The organism is Aeromonas sp. A04 (assembly GCF_047780465.1).
GTDB lineage: Bacteria > Pseudomonadota > Gammaproteobacteria > Enterobacterales > Aeromonadaceae > Aeromonas > Aeromonas bestiarum.
Genome location: NZ_JBLNHP010000008.1, coordinates 18,578 through 32,156, shown reverse-complemented (window position 1 = coordinate 32,156; position 13,579 = coordinate 18,578). Strand labels below are relative to the sequence as shown.

General features: G+C 61.4%; 14 protein-coding genes. 8 read left to right on the top strand and 6 right to left on the bottom strand.

Annotated elements, in window-relative coordinates:
* Nucleotides 1-13: 13 nt before the first annotated feature.
* Nucleotides 14-1,021, bottom strand: coding sequence for a substrate-binding domain-containing protein (locus ACM3N8_RS19020; protein ID WP_058395582.1), 1,008 nt, complete (start codon nucleotides 1,019-1,021; stop codon nucleotides 14-16).
* 89 nt (nucleotides 1,022-1,110) lie between these two features.
* On the opposite strand from ACM3N8_RS19020, the gene ACM3N8_RS19015 reads away from it, so the two are divergent.
* Complete coding sequence (locus tag ACM3N8_RS19015) at nucleotides 1,111-1,761, top strand: Qnr family pentapeptide repeat protein (protein ID WP_290019278.1); 651 nt, start codon at nucleotides 1,111-1,113, stop codon at nucleotides 1,759-1,761.
* Nucleotides 1,762-1,875: 114 nt separating this feature from the next.
* Here the strand turns inward: ACM3N8_RS19015 and ACM3N8_RS19010 are convergent, their stop codons facing one another.
* Both ACM3N8_RS19010 and gpmM read right to left on the bottom strand, forming a co-directional pair.
* Entirely contained in the window at nucleotides 1,876-3,276 is a 1,401-nt protein-coding gene (locus ACM3N8_RS19010; RefSeq protein WP_274453216.1) for a peptidoglycan DD-metalloendopeptidase family protein, read from the bottom strand.
* 9 nt (nucleotides 3,277-3,285) lie between these two features.
* Entirely contained in the window at nucleotides 3,286-4,815 is a 1,530-nt protein-coding gene (gpmM, locus tag ACM3N8_RS19005) for a 2,3-bisphosphoglycerate-independent phosphoglycerate mutase (RefSeq protein ID WP_043554032.1), read from the bottom strand.
* 325 nt (nucleotides 4,816-5,140) lie between these two features.
* Here gpmM and ACM3N8_RS19000 point away from each other — a divergent pair, with 325 nt between their 5' ends.
* The 3 genes from ACM3N8_RS19000 to gpsA are packed head-to-tail and all read left to right on the top strand — an operon-like array spanning nucleotide 5,141 to nucleotide 7,097.
* Nucleotides 5,141-5,572, top strand: a complete 432-nt coding sequence (locus tag ACM3N8_RS19000) for a rhodanese-like domain-containing protein (RefSeq protein ID WP_042866955.1) — start codon at nucleotides 5,141-5,143, stop codon at nucleotides 5,570-5,572.
* 47 nt (nucleotides 5,573-5,619) lie between these two features.
* The gene (gene secB, locus ACM3N8_RS18995) at nucleotides 5,620-6,090 is read left to right on the top strand and encodes a protein-export chaperone SecB (protein WP_005319808.1); all 471 of its coding nucleotides are present in this window, start codon (nucleotides 5,620-5,622) and stop codon (nucleotides 6,088-6,090) included.
* 2 nt (nucleotides 6,091-6,092) lie between these two features.
* Nucleotides 6,093-7,097, top strand: a complete 1,005-nt coding sequence (gene gpsA / locus ACM3N8_RS18990) for an NAD(P)H-dependent glycerol-3-phosphate dehydrogenase (protein ID WP_043136411.1) — start codon at nucleotides 6,093-6,095, stop codon at nucleotides 7,095-7,097.
* A gap of 244 nt (nucleotides 7,098-7,341) precedes the next feature.
* Here the strand turns inward: gpsA and nfuA are convergent, their stop codons facing one another.
* Together nfuA and ACM3N8_RS18980 are read right to left on the bottom strand one after the other, a co-directional pair.
* Nucleotides 7,342-7,920, bottom strand: coding sequence for a Fe-S biogenesis protein NfuA (gene nfuA / locus ACM3N8_RS18985; protein ID WP_011704302.1), 579 nt, complete (start codon nucleotides 7,918-7,920; stop codon nucleotides 7,342-7,344).
* A 229-nt stretch (nucleotides 7,921-8,149) separates the two neighbouring features.
* Entirely contained in the window at nucleotides 8,150-8,878 is a 729-nt protein-coding gene (locus tag ACM3N8_RS18980; protein ID WP_290019245.1) for a ComF family protein, read from the bottom strand.
* Between the two features lie 38 nt (nucleotides 8,879-8,916).
* On the opposite strand from ACM3N8_RS18980, the gene bioH reads away from it, so the two are divergent.
* The 4 genes from bioH (at nucleotide 8,917) to ACM3N8_RS18960 (ending at nucleotide 11,162) form a co-directional block, all read left to right on the top strand.
* Complete coding sequence (gene bioH, locus ACM3N8_RS18975) at nucleotides 8,917-9,681, top strand: pimeloyl-ACP methyl ester esterase BioH (RefSeq protein ID WP_290019244.1); 765 nt, start codon at nucleotides 8,917-8,919, stop codon at nucleotides 9,679-9,681.
* Between the two features lie 71 nt (nucleotides 9,682-9,752).
* Nucleotides 9,753-9,986, top strand: coding sequence for a hypothetical protein (locus ACM3N8_RS18970; protein ID WP_042866965.1), 234 nt, complete (start codon nucleotides 9,753-9,755; stop codon nucleotides 9,984-9,986).
* Between the two features lies 1 nt (nucleotide 9,987).
* On the top strand, nucleotides 9,988-10,788 hold the full coding sequence (locus tag ACM3N8_RS18965) for a putative metalloprotease CJM1_0395 family protein (RefSeq protein WP_290019243.1): 801 nt from the start codon (nucleotides 9,988-9,990) through the stop codon (nucleotides 10,786-10,788).
* A gap of 95 nt (nucleotides 10,789-10,883) precedes the next feature.
* Nucleotides 10,884-11,162, top strand: a complete 279-nt coding sequence (locus ACM3N8_RS18960; RefSeq protein WP_042866969.1) for a hypothetical protein — start codon at nucleotides 10,884-10,886, stop codon at nucleotides 11,160-11,162.
* Between the two features lie 55 nt (nucleotides 11,163-11,217).
* Here the strand turns inward: ACM3N8_RS18960 and ACM3N8_RS18955 are convergent, their stop codons facing one another.
* Entirely contained in the window at nucleotides 11,218-13,530 is a 2,313-nt protein-coding gene (locus ACM3N8_RS18955) for a Tex family protein (RefSeq protein WP_416016492.1), read from the bottom strand.
* Nucleotides 13,531-13,579: the final 49 nt, after the last annotated feature.

Genomic DNA, 13,579 nt, shown 5'->3' with positions numbered 1-13,579 from the left:
CTTCGCGCAAGCGTCAGCCCAGGCTCTCCCCGACATAGAGGGAGAAGCCCATATCCTTGCGGGTGTCGGGCAGTGGCTGGCCGCTGAGTCGTGCCAGCAGCATGGTCGCCGCCTCACGGCCTATCTCCTTGCGTGGTGTGACGATACTGGCCAGCTTGGGGGTCATGGCATGGCCTATGTCGAGGGCGTTGCTGCCGGCGATGGCGATCTGCTGGGGGACGGGTATCCATTTTGCCTGACACTGCAGCAGGGCGCCAACCGCCAAGTCGTCATTGGTACAGAAGAGGCCATCGAGGTCGGGATAGCGCACCAGCGCCTGATCCAGCAGTTGACCACCCAGGGTGAAGCTGGAGGATTGCTCGGTCAGCAGGTGCTGACCGGTCAGGCCGAAATCGGCCATCGCCTGGTAGTAACCCTCCATCCGCAGCTGGGTGCGCACGTCGAGCCGCGCCCCCAGATAAACCAGCTTGCGTCGGCCCCGGCGCAGCATCTCTGTTACCATGGCCCGGGCGGCGGCCCTGTGATCCATCCCCACTACCATGTCAATGGGGGCTTGCGGCAGATCCATGGTTTCCACCACGGGAATGCCGGCGGTAGCGATCATCTTGCGGGTACGCTCCGTGTGCTGGCTGTCGGAGAGGATCAGGCCGTCCACGTGATAGGAGAGCAGGGAGGCCACCTGCTCCTCTTCCCGCTCCGGGCTGTAGCCGTAGTGAGCGAGCAGGGTCTGGTAGCCGGCGGGCCGGGTCACCGACTCTATGCCATGTACCACGGCGGAAAACACCTGGTTGGAGAGAGAGGGGATCAGGATGCCGATCGCCTTGCTGGTGGCGTTGGAGAGAATGTCAGGTGCTCGGTTGGGGATATAGCCCAGCTCTTCCACTGCGGCGGCGATCCGCTCACGGGTGCCCTCGGCCACGGCGTGAGGATCGCGCAGATAGCGGCTGACGGTCATCTTGGTGACCCCGGTCAGGTCGGCTATGTCCTGCAGGGTAGGGCGGCGTTTGCGGGTGTCGTTCATCTGGGGATCCGGCAGGAATGTTACACGTAACATTACCGTTTTTGTTTAACAAAGTCAGCATATGACGCCATCAGGAGAGGATGACTCGGATGATCAAGGGCAAGTGCTTCGAGGGGAAGCGTTTCGAACAGCAGGATGTGGAAGAGGAACAGTTTGATGGTTGCCGCTTTGTCGACTGCAACTTCTCCTGGCTGGACTTGAGCGAGAGCCGCTTCGTTGACTGCACCTTCTATGAGCGGGAGCGCGAGCTGGGCTGCCAGTTGCAGGGTTGCGACCTGCGGGAGGCGAGCTTTCTGCGCTGCGATCTGACTCTGGCAGATCTCAGCCGCAGCCAGTGCCTGGGGCTGGAGATGCGCGACTGTCAGGCCATGGGCATCAATTTCGCCCACGCCAGCTTCGCCAACCAGATCACCGTCAAGAGCTACTTCTGCGAGGCCCATCTTACGGGCAACAACTTCAGCTACGCCAACTTCGATGGCTGCCTGCTGGAGCGATGCGAGCTCAGTGGCAACCGCTGGCAGGGGGCCAGCCTGCTGGGGGCCTCGTTGGCGGGATCTGATCTGAGTGGCTCCGAGTTTGGCCAGATAGACTGGGCCAGCTTCAACCTGCAGGGCTGTGATCTGCGTCAGTGCGATCTCCCCGGGCTGGATCTGCGTCGGGTCAACCTGGACGGGGTGCAGATCAATGAAGAGCAGCAGCAGGGGCTGCTCGAACAGCTCGGCCTCATCGTCTTCCCCTGATCCCGGCGGTCGAAAACGGGGTAAGTTTTCGTCATTCGATGCCGCTGACAGGGCCGTCGGCGACGATCAAAAAAGCCTGCGTTATGCAGGCTTTTTGTCATCGCGTGTACGGGGTCAGCGTTTGGCCAGCCACTTGGTCGGGTTGATGGCTTCACCCTGATAGCGGATCTCGAAGTAGAGGCCGGGTCTGTCCTGGCCGCCACTGTCGCCGACCAGCGCCACGGGCTCACCCTGCTCCACGCTCTGGCCCACTTGACGCAGCAGCGACTGGTTGTGACCGTAGAGGCTCATGTAGCCACGGCCGTGGTCGATCACCAGCAGCATGCCGAAGCCATCCAGCCAGTCGGCGTACACCACCTGGCCCGGTGCGACCGCCTTGACCTGGGTCCCTTCACTGGCGCCAATCAGGGTGCCCTTCCACTTGAGCTCGGCGGTGCGGGGTGAGCCGTAGGAGATGAGGATCGGGCCCTGCACCGGCCAGCGCAGGCTGCCGTTGGTGCTGAGACCGCCGTAGCCGCCACTGCTTGGCTTGCTATTGCGCGCGGCGGCTTGCTGCTCCGCCACCCGGTTCTGTTGTTCGGCGACTTTCTGCTGTTGGGCCGCGAGCCGTTGCTGCTCGCCGACCTTCTGCTGCTGCGCCGCGATCCGCTGCTGTTCGGCAATCCGTTTCTGCTCGGCGGCCAGGCGTTGGGCCTCCAGGCGGCGCTGGCGCTCCTGTTCGGCTTTCAGCTTGGCCAGCCGCTCCCGCTCGGCCCGCTCACGACGCTCCTGCTCTTCCCGCTGGCGACGCAGCTCTTCCAGCCGGGCCTTCAGGGCTTTCTCCGCCTTGACCAGCTTGGTCAGCTTCTGTTCGTCATCCTGTACCGACTGCTGCAGTTGGTTGCGTACCTTGGCGCGGCTCTGCTGGCTGGCCAGCAGGCTCTGGTGATGTTGCTGCTGTTCGCTCAGCAGGGTTTGCAGCTTGTTCTCGGTCTCTTTGGTGGCCTGCTGGTTTTTCGCCAGCTTGGTGCGGGTCGTGCGCAGGGCTTCGATGGCCTCGATGCGGGCCTTGTTGAGGTAGTCGTAGTAATCGAGAGAGCGGCTCAGTTTGGCCGGATCCTGCTGATTGAGCAGCAGTTTGAGGTAATCGTGGTTGCCCGCCTGGAAGGCGCTTTCCGCCTGCTTGGCCAGCAACTGCTTCTGATGGCTGGCCTGTTGTTCCAGATCCAGCTTGTCCTGTTGCAGGCCCACCAGTTTTTGCTGATTCTGTTTCAGCTGTTGTTTGGTCTGCTCGAGCTTGGCTGCCGCGGCCGAGATGGCCTGCTCATCGGCCTTGAGCTGGGTGTTGAGTTTGGCCAGCTCCTGCTTGCTGAGCTTGATGGTTTTCTGTTGCTCTTTGATCTGGGACTGCATGGTGCCGAGCTGCTGATTGGCAGCCAGGGCCTTGCCCGCGACAAACGACAGGCAAAAAAACAGCGCGCCGGCCAACAGGCCGACGCGACTGGTTTTGTTTGAAATAACTTCGCATCCCCGCATGGGGAAGGATTATTTCAGAATCATCAGGGGCTTGCCAGTCATTTCCGGCGGCACCGGCAGACCCATCAGGGTCAGCATGGTCGGCGCCAGATCGGACAGTTTGCCACCTTCAACCACCTCGGACTTGCGACCGAAATAGATGAGGGGAACCGGCAGGTTGGTATGGGCTGTGTGGGCCTGACCCGTCTCTTCGTCCAGCATCTTCTCGGCGTTGCCGTGGTCGGCGGTGATCAGGCATTCGCCACCCACTTCGGCCAGGGCCTCGGTGACACGACCGATGCAGTGGTCAACCGCCTCACAGGCTTTGACTGCCGCATCGAACACGCCGGTGTGACCGACCATGTCGCCGTTCGGGTAGTTGCAGATGATGGTGTCGTACTTGCCGCTCTTGATGGCGGCAACCAGCTTGTCGGTCAGCTCTTCGGAGCTCATTTCCGGCTGCAGGTCATAGGTGGCCACTTTCGGGCTGGCGACGATCTCGCGGTCTTCGCCGGTGAAGCAGGACTCTTCGCCACCGTTGAAGAAGAAGGTGACGTGGGCGTACTTCTCGGTTTCGGAGATGCGCAGCTGGGTCTTGCCCTGCTTGGCCAGCCACTCACCCAGGGTGTTTACCAGGGCGGTCGGCGGGTAGGCACAGGCGGTTTTGATGTCGGCCGCGTATTCGGTCAGCATCACGAAGTTCAGCGCCGGGGTGGCGGCACGGGCAAAGCCGGTGAAGTCGCTGTCGACGAAGGCGCGGGTGATCTCGCGGGCACGGTCGGCACGGAAGTTCATGAAGATCAGCGCATCGCCATCCTGCATGGGGGCGGCGGCACCGATGCGGGTGGCCTTGACGAATTCGTCGTTCTCGTCGCGGGCATAGGCGGCAGCCAGGGCTTCGCTGGCGCTGTCGGCGGTGAACTCGCCCTTGCCCTGAGTCATCAGGTCATAGGCTTGCTGCACGCGATCCCAGCGGTTGTCACGGTCCATGGCGAAGTAGCGGCCGATCATGGAGGCGAAACGACCCTTGCCCAGACGGGCAAACAGGGCATCGAACTGTTCGATGGAGGACTGGGCGGAGCGCGGCGGTACGTCGCGGCCATCCAGGAAGGCGTGGAAATAGATCTGCTCGGCGCCACGCTTGGCGGCCATTTCGATCATGCCCATGATGTGCTCTTCGTGGCTGTGTACGCCACCCGGGGACATCAGACCCATGATGTGCACGGCCTTGCCCTTGGTCACGGCACCGTCAACAGCCTTGGCCAGTTCGACGTTCTGGAAGAAGTCGCCGTCCTTGATCTCTTTGGAGATGCGGGTCAGTTCCTGATAGACGATGCGACCGGCACCTATGTTGACGTGACCCACTTCGGAGTTACCCATCTGACCATCCGGCAGACCCACGTCCAGGCCGGAGCCGGAGATCAGGGTGCTGGTGTAGTCACGGGCGAGACGGTCGAGGTTGGGAGTCTTGGCGGCAGCGACGGCGTTGTGCTCTTGCTTGGTGCTGTAGCCCCAACCGTCCATGATGACCAGAACCAAAGGTTTCTTAGCTGTTGACATAAGGCTATGTCCTCTCGGATAGGAATGAATTGCGGGAAGTGAAACTAGCGTAATATTACTACATCTGCCGAAATAGTCACCTGATAGCCAAGCCCAGGCCCGCCGTCGTTCAGGACTGTTGCCAGCCTGTTTCCCCTTTGTCGCCGGCTTGTCTCCCGGCTCGAAGAATCCTCGCCTCAAGGCGTCGGACGCCACTTTTTATTCCGATCCTTTATCGTGCCCCTGCCCGATGGGAGCCCGCTCCCGCTTTGCCGCCAAGATGGCTGATCTTGGTGGGGTCCCCATGTATACTCGGGCCCTTGTCTTGGTCCCTGGATAGTAGAAGATGCAAGAGTATTTGGATTTTGCGGCCCGTAACCCGCTGCTGACCGCAGCCTGGTTCGGCCTGGCAGGCACCCTAGTTTACACCACTGTGCGTGCTCGTTTTTCTCCGGTTAAGACGGTGAACAACCACACGGCTACCCTGCTGATCAACCGTGAAAATGCCACAGTGGTGGACATTCGCAGTCAGGAAGAGTTTGCCAAGGGCCATCTGGCCGGTGCCCAGCACCTGCCGCTCAGCCAGATCCAGAGCAATAACCTGGGTCCGGTTGAAAAGCATAAAGATGCCCCCATCATAGTGGTGTGCGAGTCGGGGATGACCGCTGGTGGCGCGGGTCGCCAACTGAGCAAGGCCGGTTTCAAGCAGGTGTATGTGCTCAGCGGTGGCATGGCCCAGTGGCGTGCAGATAATCTGCCGGTGACCAAAAAACGCTGATTTAAGGGCCTGCGCCCACATATTTTCTTAAAAAGGAATCAAACGAAATGGCTGACGAAATCAACAACCAGGAAGTACAACCGGAATTCCACATCCAGCGTGTTTACACCAAGGATGTCTCTTTCGAAGCCCCGAATACCCCGCACATCTTCCAGAAAGAGTGGCAGCCGGACGTCAAGCTGGACATGGACACCAAGACCAACATCCTGGCTGACGGCGTGTATGAGGTTGTGCTGACCCTGACCGTGACCTGCAAGCTGGAAACCGAGACTGCCTTCCTGTGTGAAGTACAGCAAGCCGGTATCTTCACCATAGGCAACCTGCCGGAGCCGCAACTGGCTCACTGCCTGGCCGCCTTCTGCCCGAACATCCTGTTCCCGTATGCCCGCGAAGCCGTGGCCAACATGGTGAGCAAGGGTTCCTTCCCGCAGCTGAACCTGGCACCGGTCAACTTCGATGCCCTGTTTGCCCAGCACATGGCGCAAGCACAGGCCCAGCAGGCGACTGCGGAAGCCTGATAATGGCTGACCAGATCGCTATCTCGGTCTTGGGGGCGGGGTCTTATGGCTCCGCCCTTGCCATTTCTTTGGCGCGCAACGGTCATCCGACCCTGCTGTGGGGTCACGACCCTGCCCATGTCGCCGAGCTGGAACAAGACCGCTGCAATAAGGCTTTTCTGCCGGATGTCCCTTTCCCTGCCGATCTGCAGCTGACCGCCGATCTGCAGGCGGCGGTGCAAGCCGCGCCCGTGCTGCTGCTGGTGGTGCCGAGCCATGTGTTCGGCCAGGTGCTAGCTCAGGTCAAACCCTTCCTGCGCCCCGATACCCGTATCGCCTGGGCCACCAAGGGGCTGGAACCTGACAGCGGCCGCCTGCTGCAAGATGTGGCCCGTGAGGTGCTGGGTGAGGCGATCCCGCTGGCGGTGATCTCCGGTCCCACCTTCGCCAAGGAGCTGGCCGCCGGCCTGCCGACCGCCATCTCGGTGGCGTCGACTCACGATGACTTCGCCGATGACCTCTCCCTGTTGCTGCACTGCGGCCGTTCGTTCCGGGTCTATACCAATCCGGACTTCGTCGGTCTGCAGCTGGGCGGCGCCGTCAAGAACGTCATCGCCATCGGTGCCGGTCTCTCCGACGGGTTGGGGTTTGGCGCCAACGCCAGAACCGCGCTCATCACCCGGGGTCTGGTGGAGATGCAGCGTCTGGGGGCGGCCCTGGGTGCCGACGCCAAAACCTTCATGGGGATGGCGGGGCTCGGGGATCTGGTGCTGACCTGTACCGACAACCAGTCGCGCAACCGTCGCTTCGGTCTGGCCCTCGGGGCCGGCAAGAGCGTGGATACCGCCATGGCCGAGATAGGTCAGGTGGTGGAAGGCTATCGCAACACCAAGGAGGTGCATCTGCTGGCGGCCCGTTGTGGCGTCGAGATGCCCATCTGCGAGCAGATCTTCCAGGTGCTCTATCAGGGCAAGAACCCGAAAGAGGCCGCCATCGCCCTGCTCAGTCGGGACAAGCGCGACGAATAAGAGTAAATCCCATTAGGCTGTTTTATTAGCCATTTTGAACCTGGGCAGTGCTCGAAATCCTCACGTATGCCTATACGCTCCGGTTTCTGCGCGCTGTCCGTGTTCAAACTGCCGTCAACAACGACGCCTACTGAGATAGGCTCATTCGGTTCGCCGGATAGCAAAAGGCCCCGCCAGATTGGCGGGGCCTTTTTATGTGCAGCAAGGGGATCAAGCCTGGCGGGTGATCGCCACTGGCACGGGATCAATAGTAGGAGTGATCGCCGCGCTGGTGCTCGGTGGCATCTTTGACGCCGTTGAGCTCGCCCGGGAATTTCTCCAGCAGCTGCTTCTCGATCCCCTCTTTCAGGGTGTAATCGACCATGGAGCAACCGTTGCAACCGCCGCCAAACTGCAGGATGGCCAGCTTGTCTTCGGTCAGCTCGACCAGGGTGACCTTGCCGCCGTGACCGGCCAGCATGGGGTTCACCTCGGACATCAGCACATATTCGATGCGGTCGATCAGCGGTGCATCGTCGGCCACCTTGCGCATCTTGGCGTTTGGCGCTTTGAGGGTGAGCTGGGAGCCCATCTGATCGGTGACGAAGTCGATGGTGGCATCGACCAGGAAGGGGGCGCTCAGAGGATCGACCAGGCAGTCGAAGCCGCTGAAGGGCAGGTGTTGATCTTCCGGATCGACCGCGTCGGGTGGGCAATATGATACGCCGCACTCGGCATTCTGGGTTCCCGGATTGACCACAAACACCCGGATATTGGTGCCATCAGGCTGTTTTTCCAGCAGTTTACGGAAATGGGCCTGGGCGGTGTCGGAAATGCTGATCATCACTATCCTCATAAACCTGAGTGTACGACTAGGGTATTCATGATAACTCGCTTGGCAGTGCTTGGGTAGCGTGCTGATGGCGCCGGGCATATGTCAAATATACCTATGGCCGCCTGATGTGACTGAGCCTGCGGGATACATGCCGCGGATTATTGAGGATGTGTGCGGGGGCGGCATACATCTCTGTGGCAGCCTGATATGCCTGGGCTTGCGGTAGCCATATCGAGCGTCATTTGAGGTGTTTGAGCGTGCGGCAAATGGCCCACACCTCCACTTTTTCGATGCCGCTCTCGTGCAGTACGCGGGTGAGCTGGCCTGCCGTCGCCCCCGTGGTCACCACATCGTCGAGCAGGGCCACGTGCCGATAGTGGTGGGGCTGGATCTGGAAGGCGCCGCGCAGATTCCGTCGCCGCTGAGCGGCACTGAGCCGGGTCTGCTGCGGGGTGGCTCGGGTTCTGCGCAGCAGCCGGGTGTCGCAGGGGATGCCGGTGATCTCGCTGAGGGTGATGGCTATCTCCTCCGCCTGATTGAAGCCGCGCCACCACAGTCGCCACCAGTGCAGGGGAACCGGAATGATGGCCTCGGGGAGATCGTCTCTCTCCAGATGATCGGCCAGCAGACGGGCGAGCAGCGGTGCCAGCAGGATCTGGCCAGAATATTTCAGCTGCGAAATGAGCATGGAGTAGGGGGCCTGGTAGTCGCCAATGACCTGTAGCCGCTGCCAGGGCGGTGGCCTGCGCTGGCAGCGCCCGCAGACAGGTTCGGTTTCTCCGTCAGGTTCCGGCAAGGGCGCCGCACACAGGCTGCATTTGCGATAGGGCTGGTGGAGGGCCTGCTGGCACCAGCTGCAGAGCAGCGGCTGTGTATCGCAAGGCTGTTGGCAGAGCAGACAGTGGCCCTGCCAGTCGGCATGGTTGCCAAGGATCGGACTTGCTTTGGCGAGCAGCCGCTTTAACATGCTGACCCCAAGAGAATGAACAGGGATCTTGAGTCTAGATGAGCGTATCGGTAGAGCGATTTGGTCAGGGGCCCGATCTGGTGCTGTTGCACGGATGGGGCATGAATGGCGCAGTCTGGCATGGTATTGCCCAGCCGTTGGCGGCCCATTATCGGCTGCATCTGGTGGACTTGCCCGGGTTTGGCAACAGTCCGCTGGCCGACGGGAGTGAGTACTCCTTGCCCTGGCTGGCGGAGCAGGTCGCCGCCGTCTTGCCGCAGAAATGCCATCTGCTCGGCTGGTCCCTCGGTGGTCTGGTGGCGAGCCAGTTGGCGCTGACCCAGCCTGAGCGCTGCCAGAGCCTGATCACGGTGGCGAGCTCCCCCTGCTTCATGGCCCGTGACGACTGGCCGGGGATAGCCCCCAAGGTGCTGACCGGCTTCAATCAGATGCTGGCGGGTGACTTCAAGCAGACCATAGAGCGTTTCCTCGCGATCCAGGCCATGGGCAGCGAACACGCCCGGGATGATATCCGCCAGCTGCGCCATTGGTTGGCCGAACGTCCGGCTCCCCAACTTGCGGCGCTGGAGGCTGGACTCGGTCTGCTGGCTGACGTTGATCTGCGCGATGCGCTGGCAACGCTGAGCCTGCCCTGGCTGCGGGTCTATGGCCGACTGGATTCGCTGGTGCCCAAGGCGGCCATACCACTGCTGGACGAACGCTACCCAGCCAGTCACAGCCTGGTGCTGGAAAAGGCCTCGCACGCACCCTTTATTTCCCATCCACAGCAGTTCGTTGAAATCATTCGACATTTTGTTGGTTGAAAAACAACCTATTTGCTTCATTAATCCTCTGACGTGACGGATAATTAATCCAGCGTCAGAGGAGTGTCATCATGCGTATAGATTCTGCATTGAACAGCGGAGTACAAGGGTTTCAGCGAGCGGAACAGATTGCCGACAAGGCATCCAGCCAGATCGCCCGGCTCAACACCCCGAGCGGTGATCAGGTACAACTGCCCGATGAGCTGGTCAACCTCAAGGTGGCCGAAGTACAGGCCGGAGCATCTGCCAAGGTGATCCAGACCGCCAGTGATGTTATGGGTACCCTGATCGATATCCGGGTGTGACATGAACATCAATGTCAGTCTGCCGACCATTATTCCTAATCAGCTGCAACCGCAGACGGAATCGGCACGCACTGACAATCGCCGTGCAGCCCTCATCCCCCAGACCCGTCAGAGCGAGGCATTCAATGCCGAGCCTGAAGTCGGCTCACAGAAAGACAAGTCCAAGGCCAGCCAGGCCAATCCCAACCAGACCTCCCAGCAGACGCGGGAAACTTCCCAGACCGGCAATCCGCAAACGCCGGTTGATCACCGCTTCGTAGAGGCCACGGGGGAAGAGGGGCAGCGCAACAAGCAACAGCAGGATCCCAGACAGCAGGAGCAACAACAGAAGCAGGAGCTGCAGATCAAGGAGCTGGCCGACAGGGATCAGGAGGTACGGACCCACGAGCAGGCACATCAGAGCACTGGCGGCCAGTATGCCAGCAGTCCGACCTATCAGTTCTCGATGGGACCGGATGGCAAGCGTTACGCCACCGGCGGTGGCGTCTCTATCGATATTGGAACCATTCCCGGCGATCCCAGGGCGACCATCGCCAAGATGCAGCAGGTGCGTGCCGCCGCCCTGGCCCCGGCCGATCCTTCCGCACAGGATCTGAGCGTGGCCAGAAGTGCCGCCGCCAAGGAGGCTCATGCCCGCAAGGCGCTGCTCTCATCCGACCCAGACTCCGCCTTGGCGGCCGATGGCAGCGCTAAGACGGGCGTGCTGAACGGCTACATGGAGCAGCGCAACCAGGTCATTGCCCAGCGTTATCAACAGGCGGTCAGGCCTGCTGCGCAGCAAGGGTTCAGCCTGAACGTCTGAGCGCGGCGCCACTCTTCCCCCTGATTTTTCGATCACGCCCCGGGCATTTGCAACTAATCTGAGGGGTAATCCCATTCATCCTCACAGGAGTCGTCATGCACTTTGATGAAGTCAAACCGGAAGACTTTGCCACCTTCTCCCGCGTTCCCCCTCCTCACCTTCAGATGGAACAGTTTTTGATGCAGCTTGGTGGTGGCGGAACCGAAGGCACTCACTTCAAGAAGAAAGTCATGCTGGCGGCCGGTTGGAGCCATACCGGCGTGGTTTCCTATGGCAAGTACCCGCAGGAGGCCTGCAAGGCATTCAATCGACTGCGGGAGGTGCTGGCCCGGCATCAGGATCCTGAAAGCATTCTGGCCACCCTCAGTCAATGAGTCTTGGTGTCTCGTAAAAAAGCCCCTTTCGGGGCTTTTTTCATATCTTGACGGCTTATTTCTTGGTTTTGGAGAGGGCTGCCGCGAAGGCGTTACCCATGGCGCCACCTACCGGCGTGCTTGGACGCGGCGCCTGTCTCGGCTGGGCACTGCCAGCATTCGTGTTGCGGGACTCCGCAGGCTTGCGGGCCGGTTGTCCGGCTTTTTCGTCCAGTCGCATGGTCAGGCTGATGCGCTTGCGCGGGGCATCCACCTCCAGCACCTTGACCCGCACTATGTCACCCGCCTTGACCACCTCGCGGGGATCCTTGACGAAACGATCGGTCAGGGAGGAGATGTGCACCAGCCCGTCCTGATGGACGCCGATGTCGACGAAGGCGCCGAAGTTGGTGACATTGGTGACCACACCTTCCAGCACCATCTCGGGCACCAGGTCGCTTATCTTCTCCACCCCGTCCCTGAAGGTGGCGGTCTTGAACTCGGGGCGCGGATCCCGGCCCGGCTTGTCCAGCTCGCCTATGATGTCGGTGACTGTGGGCACGCCGAATTGCTCGTCCGTGTAGTCGGCCGGTTTCAGGCTGCGCAGCAAGCTGCTGTTGCCGAGCAGGCTGTCCACAGTCTGTTCAAGTTGGGCGAGGATCCGCTCCACCACCGGATAGGATTCCGGGTGTACCGCCGAGCCGTCCAGCGGATTGTTGCCGCCGCGAATGCGCAGGAAGCCGGCACACTGCTCGAACGCCTTGGGCCCGAGTCGGCTCACCTTCAGCAGTTGCTGGCGGCTCTTGAAGGCGCCGTGCTCATCCCGATAGGCGACTATGTTCTGGGCCAGGGTCTGGGAGAGGCCGGAGACCCGGTTGAGCAGGGCGACCGAGGCGGTATTCACATCCACACCGACCGCGTTCACGCAATCCTCGACCACGGCATCCAGTCGGCGGGCCAGCTGGCTCTGGCCGACGTCGTGCTGGTACTGGCCCACGCCTATGCTCTTGGGATCGATCTTGACCAGCTCGGCCAGGGGGTCCTGCAGGCGGCGTGCGATGGAGACGGCGCCACGGATGGAGACGTCGAGATCCGGGAACTCCTGGGAGGCGAGCTCGGAGGCGGAGTAGACCGAGGCCCCCGCCTCGCTCACTACTATCTTCTGCGCCTTGGCGGCGGGGTAGCGCTCGAACAGATCGCTCACCAGGCGGTCGGTCTCCCGGGAGGCGGTGCCGTTGCCTATGCTGATGAGCTCGACCTTGTGCTTCTGGCACAGTTCGCTCAGGGTCTTGAGGCTCTGATCAATCTGGCGCTTGGGTTCGAACGGATAGATGGTGGCGTGATCGACCAGCTTGCCGGTGGCATCCACCACGGCTACCTTGACCCCGGTGCGGATGCCGGGATCCAGCCCCATGGTGCAGCGCATGCCGGCCGGCGCTGCCATCAGCAGATCCTTGAGGTTCATGGCGAACACCTTGATCGCCTCGTCCTCTGCCGATTCGCGGATGCGGCCGATAAGCTCGGTTTCCATCTGCAGAGAGAGCTTGATCTTCCAGGTCCAGCTCACCACTCCCTGCAGCCACTTGTCGGCCGGACGGCTCTGCAGATTGAGTTTGAGGTGATGGGCGATGATCCCTTCGCAGGGGCTGGCACTCTCATCGTCACCGGTGACCAGCGCCAGGTTGAGGATCCCCTCGTTGCGCCCGCGCAGCATGGCCAGCACCCGGTGGGAGGGGGCCTTGTGCAGGGGCTCGTCGTGCTCGAAGTAGTCCTTGAACTTGGCCCCTTCCTGCTCCTTGCCTGCCACCACGCGGGCCCGCAGGGTGGCGTTTTGCCACAGGTAGTCCCGCAGCTTCTCCAGCAGATCGGCCTGCTCGGCGAAGCGTTCCATCAGGATGTAACGGGCGCCGTCGAGGGCGGCCTTGCTGTCGGAGATCCCCTGCTCGGCATTGAGGAAGCGGGCTGCCGCCTGCTCGGGATCCTTCATCGGATCGGTGAGCAACAGATTGGCCAGCGGCTCCAACCCAGCTTCTATGGCCATCTGCCCCTTGGTGCGACGCTTGGGCTTGTAGGGGAGGTAGAGATCTTCCAGCCGGGTCTTGCTGTCGGCACCGTTCAGCTCGTGCGCCAGCTCGGGGGTCAGCTTGCCCTGTTCCTCGATGGAGCGAAGGATCACCTGGCGGCGATCTTCCAGTTCACGCAGATAGCCGAGGCGGCTCTCCAGGGTACGCAGTTGACTGTCGTCCAGACCGCCGGTCACCTCCTTGCGATAACGGGCGATAAAGGGAACGGTCGAGCCTTCATCCAGCAGGCGCACGGCGGCCTGCACCTGTTCCGGGCGGGCATTCAGCTCACCGGCAATCTGTCTCTCTATTACATGGCTGTGCATCTGGGATCTCTGTGGTCGCTTCTATCCAACTGGCCCGGGGTGGCGTCGA

Bases quoted from the DNA above. Each gene is read 5' to 3' on its own strand.
- gpmM (WP_043554032.1), bottom strand. From the start codon at position 4,815: ATGTCAACAGCTAAGAAACCTTTGGTTCTGGTCATCATGGACGGTTGG.
- ACM3N8_RS18955 (WP_416016492.1), bottom strand. From the start codon at position 13,530: ATGCACAGCCATGTAATAGAGAGACAGATTGCCGGTGAGCTGAATGCC.
- ACM3N8_RS18970 (WP_042866965.1), top strand. From the start codon at position 9,753: ATGCGTATAGATTCTGCATTGAACAGCGGAGTACAAGGGTTTCAGCGA.
- ACM3N8_RS19010 (WP_274453216.1), bottom strand. From the start codon at position 3,276: ATGCGGGGATGCGAAGTTATTTCAAACAAAACCAGTCGCGTCGGCCTG.
- secB (WP_005319808.1), top strand. From the start codon at position 5,620: ATGGCTGACGAAATCAACAACCAGGAAGTACAACCGGAATTCCACATC.
- bioH (WP_290019244.1), top strand. From the start codon at position 8,917: ATGAGCGTATCGGTAGAGCGATTTGGTCAGGGGCCCGATCTGGTGCTG.
- ACM3N8_RS18965 (WP_290019243.1), top strand. From the start codon at position 9,988: ATGAACATCAATGTCAGTCTGCCGACCATTATTCCTAATCAGCTGCAA.
- gpsA (WP_043136411.1), top strand. From the start codon at position 6,093: ATGGCTGACCAGATCGCTATCTCGGTCTTGGGGGCGGGGTCTTATGGC.
- ACM3N8_RS18980 (WP_290019245.1), bottom strand. From the start codon at position 8,878: ATGTTAAAGCGGCTGCTCGCCAAAGCAAGTCCGATCCTTGGCAACCAT.
- ACM3N8_RS18960 (WP_042866969.1), top strand. From the start codon at position 10,884: ATGCACTTTGATGAAGTCAAACCGGAAGACTTTGCCACCTTCTCCCGC.
- ACM3N8_RS19015 (WP_290019278.1), top strand. From the start codon at position 1,111: ATGATCAAGGGCAAGTGCTTCGAGGGGAAGCGTTTCGAACAGCAGGAT.
- ACM3N8_RS19000 (WP_042866955.1), top strand. From the start codon at position 5,141: ATGCAAGAGTATTTGGATTTTGCGGCCCGTAACCCGCTGCTGACCGCA.
- nfuA (WP_011704302.1), bottom strand. From the start codon at position 7,920: ATGATCAGCATTTCCGACACCGCCCAGGCCCATTTCCGTAAACTGCTG.
- ACM3N8_RS19020 (WP_058395582.1), bottom strand. From the start codon at position 1,021: ATGAACGACACCCGCAAACGCCGCCCTACCCTGCAGGACATAGCCGAC.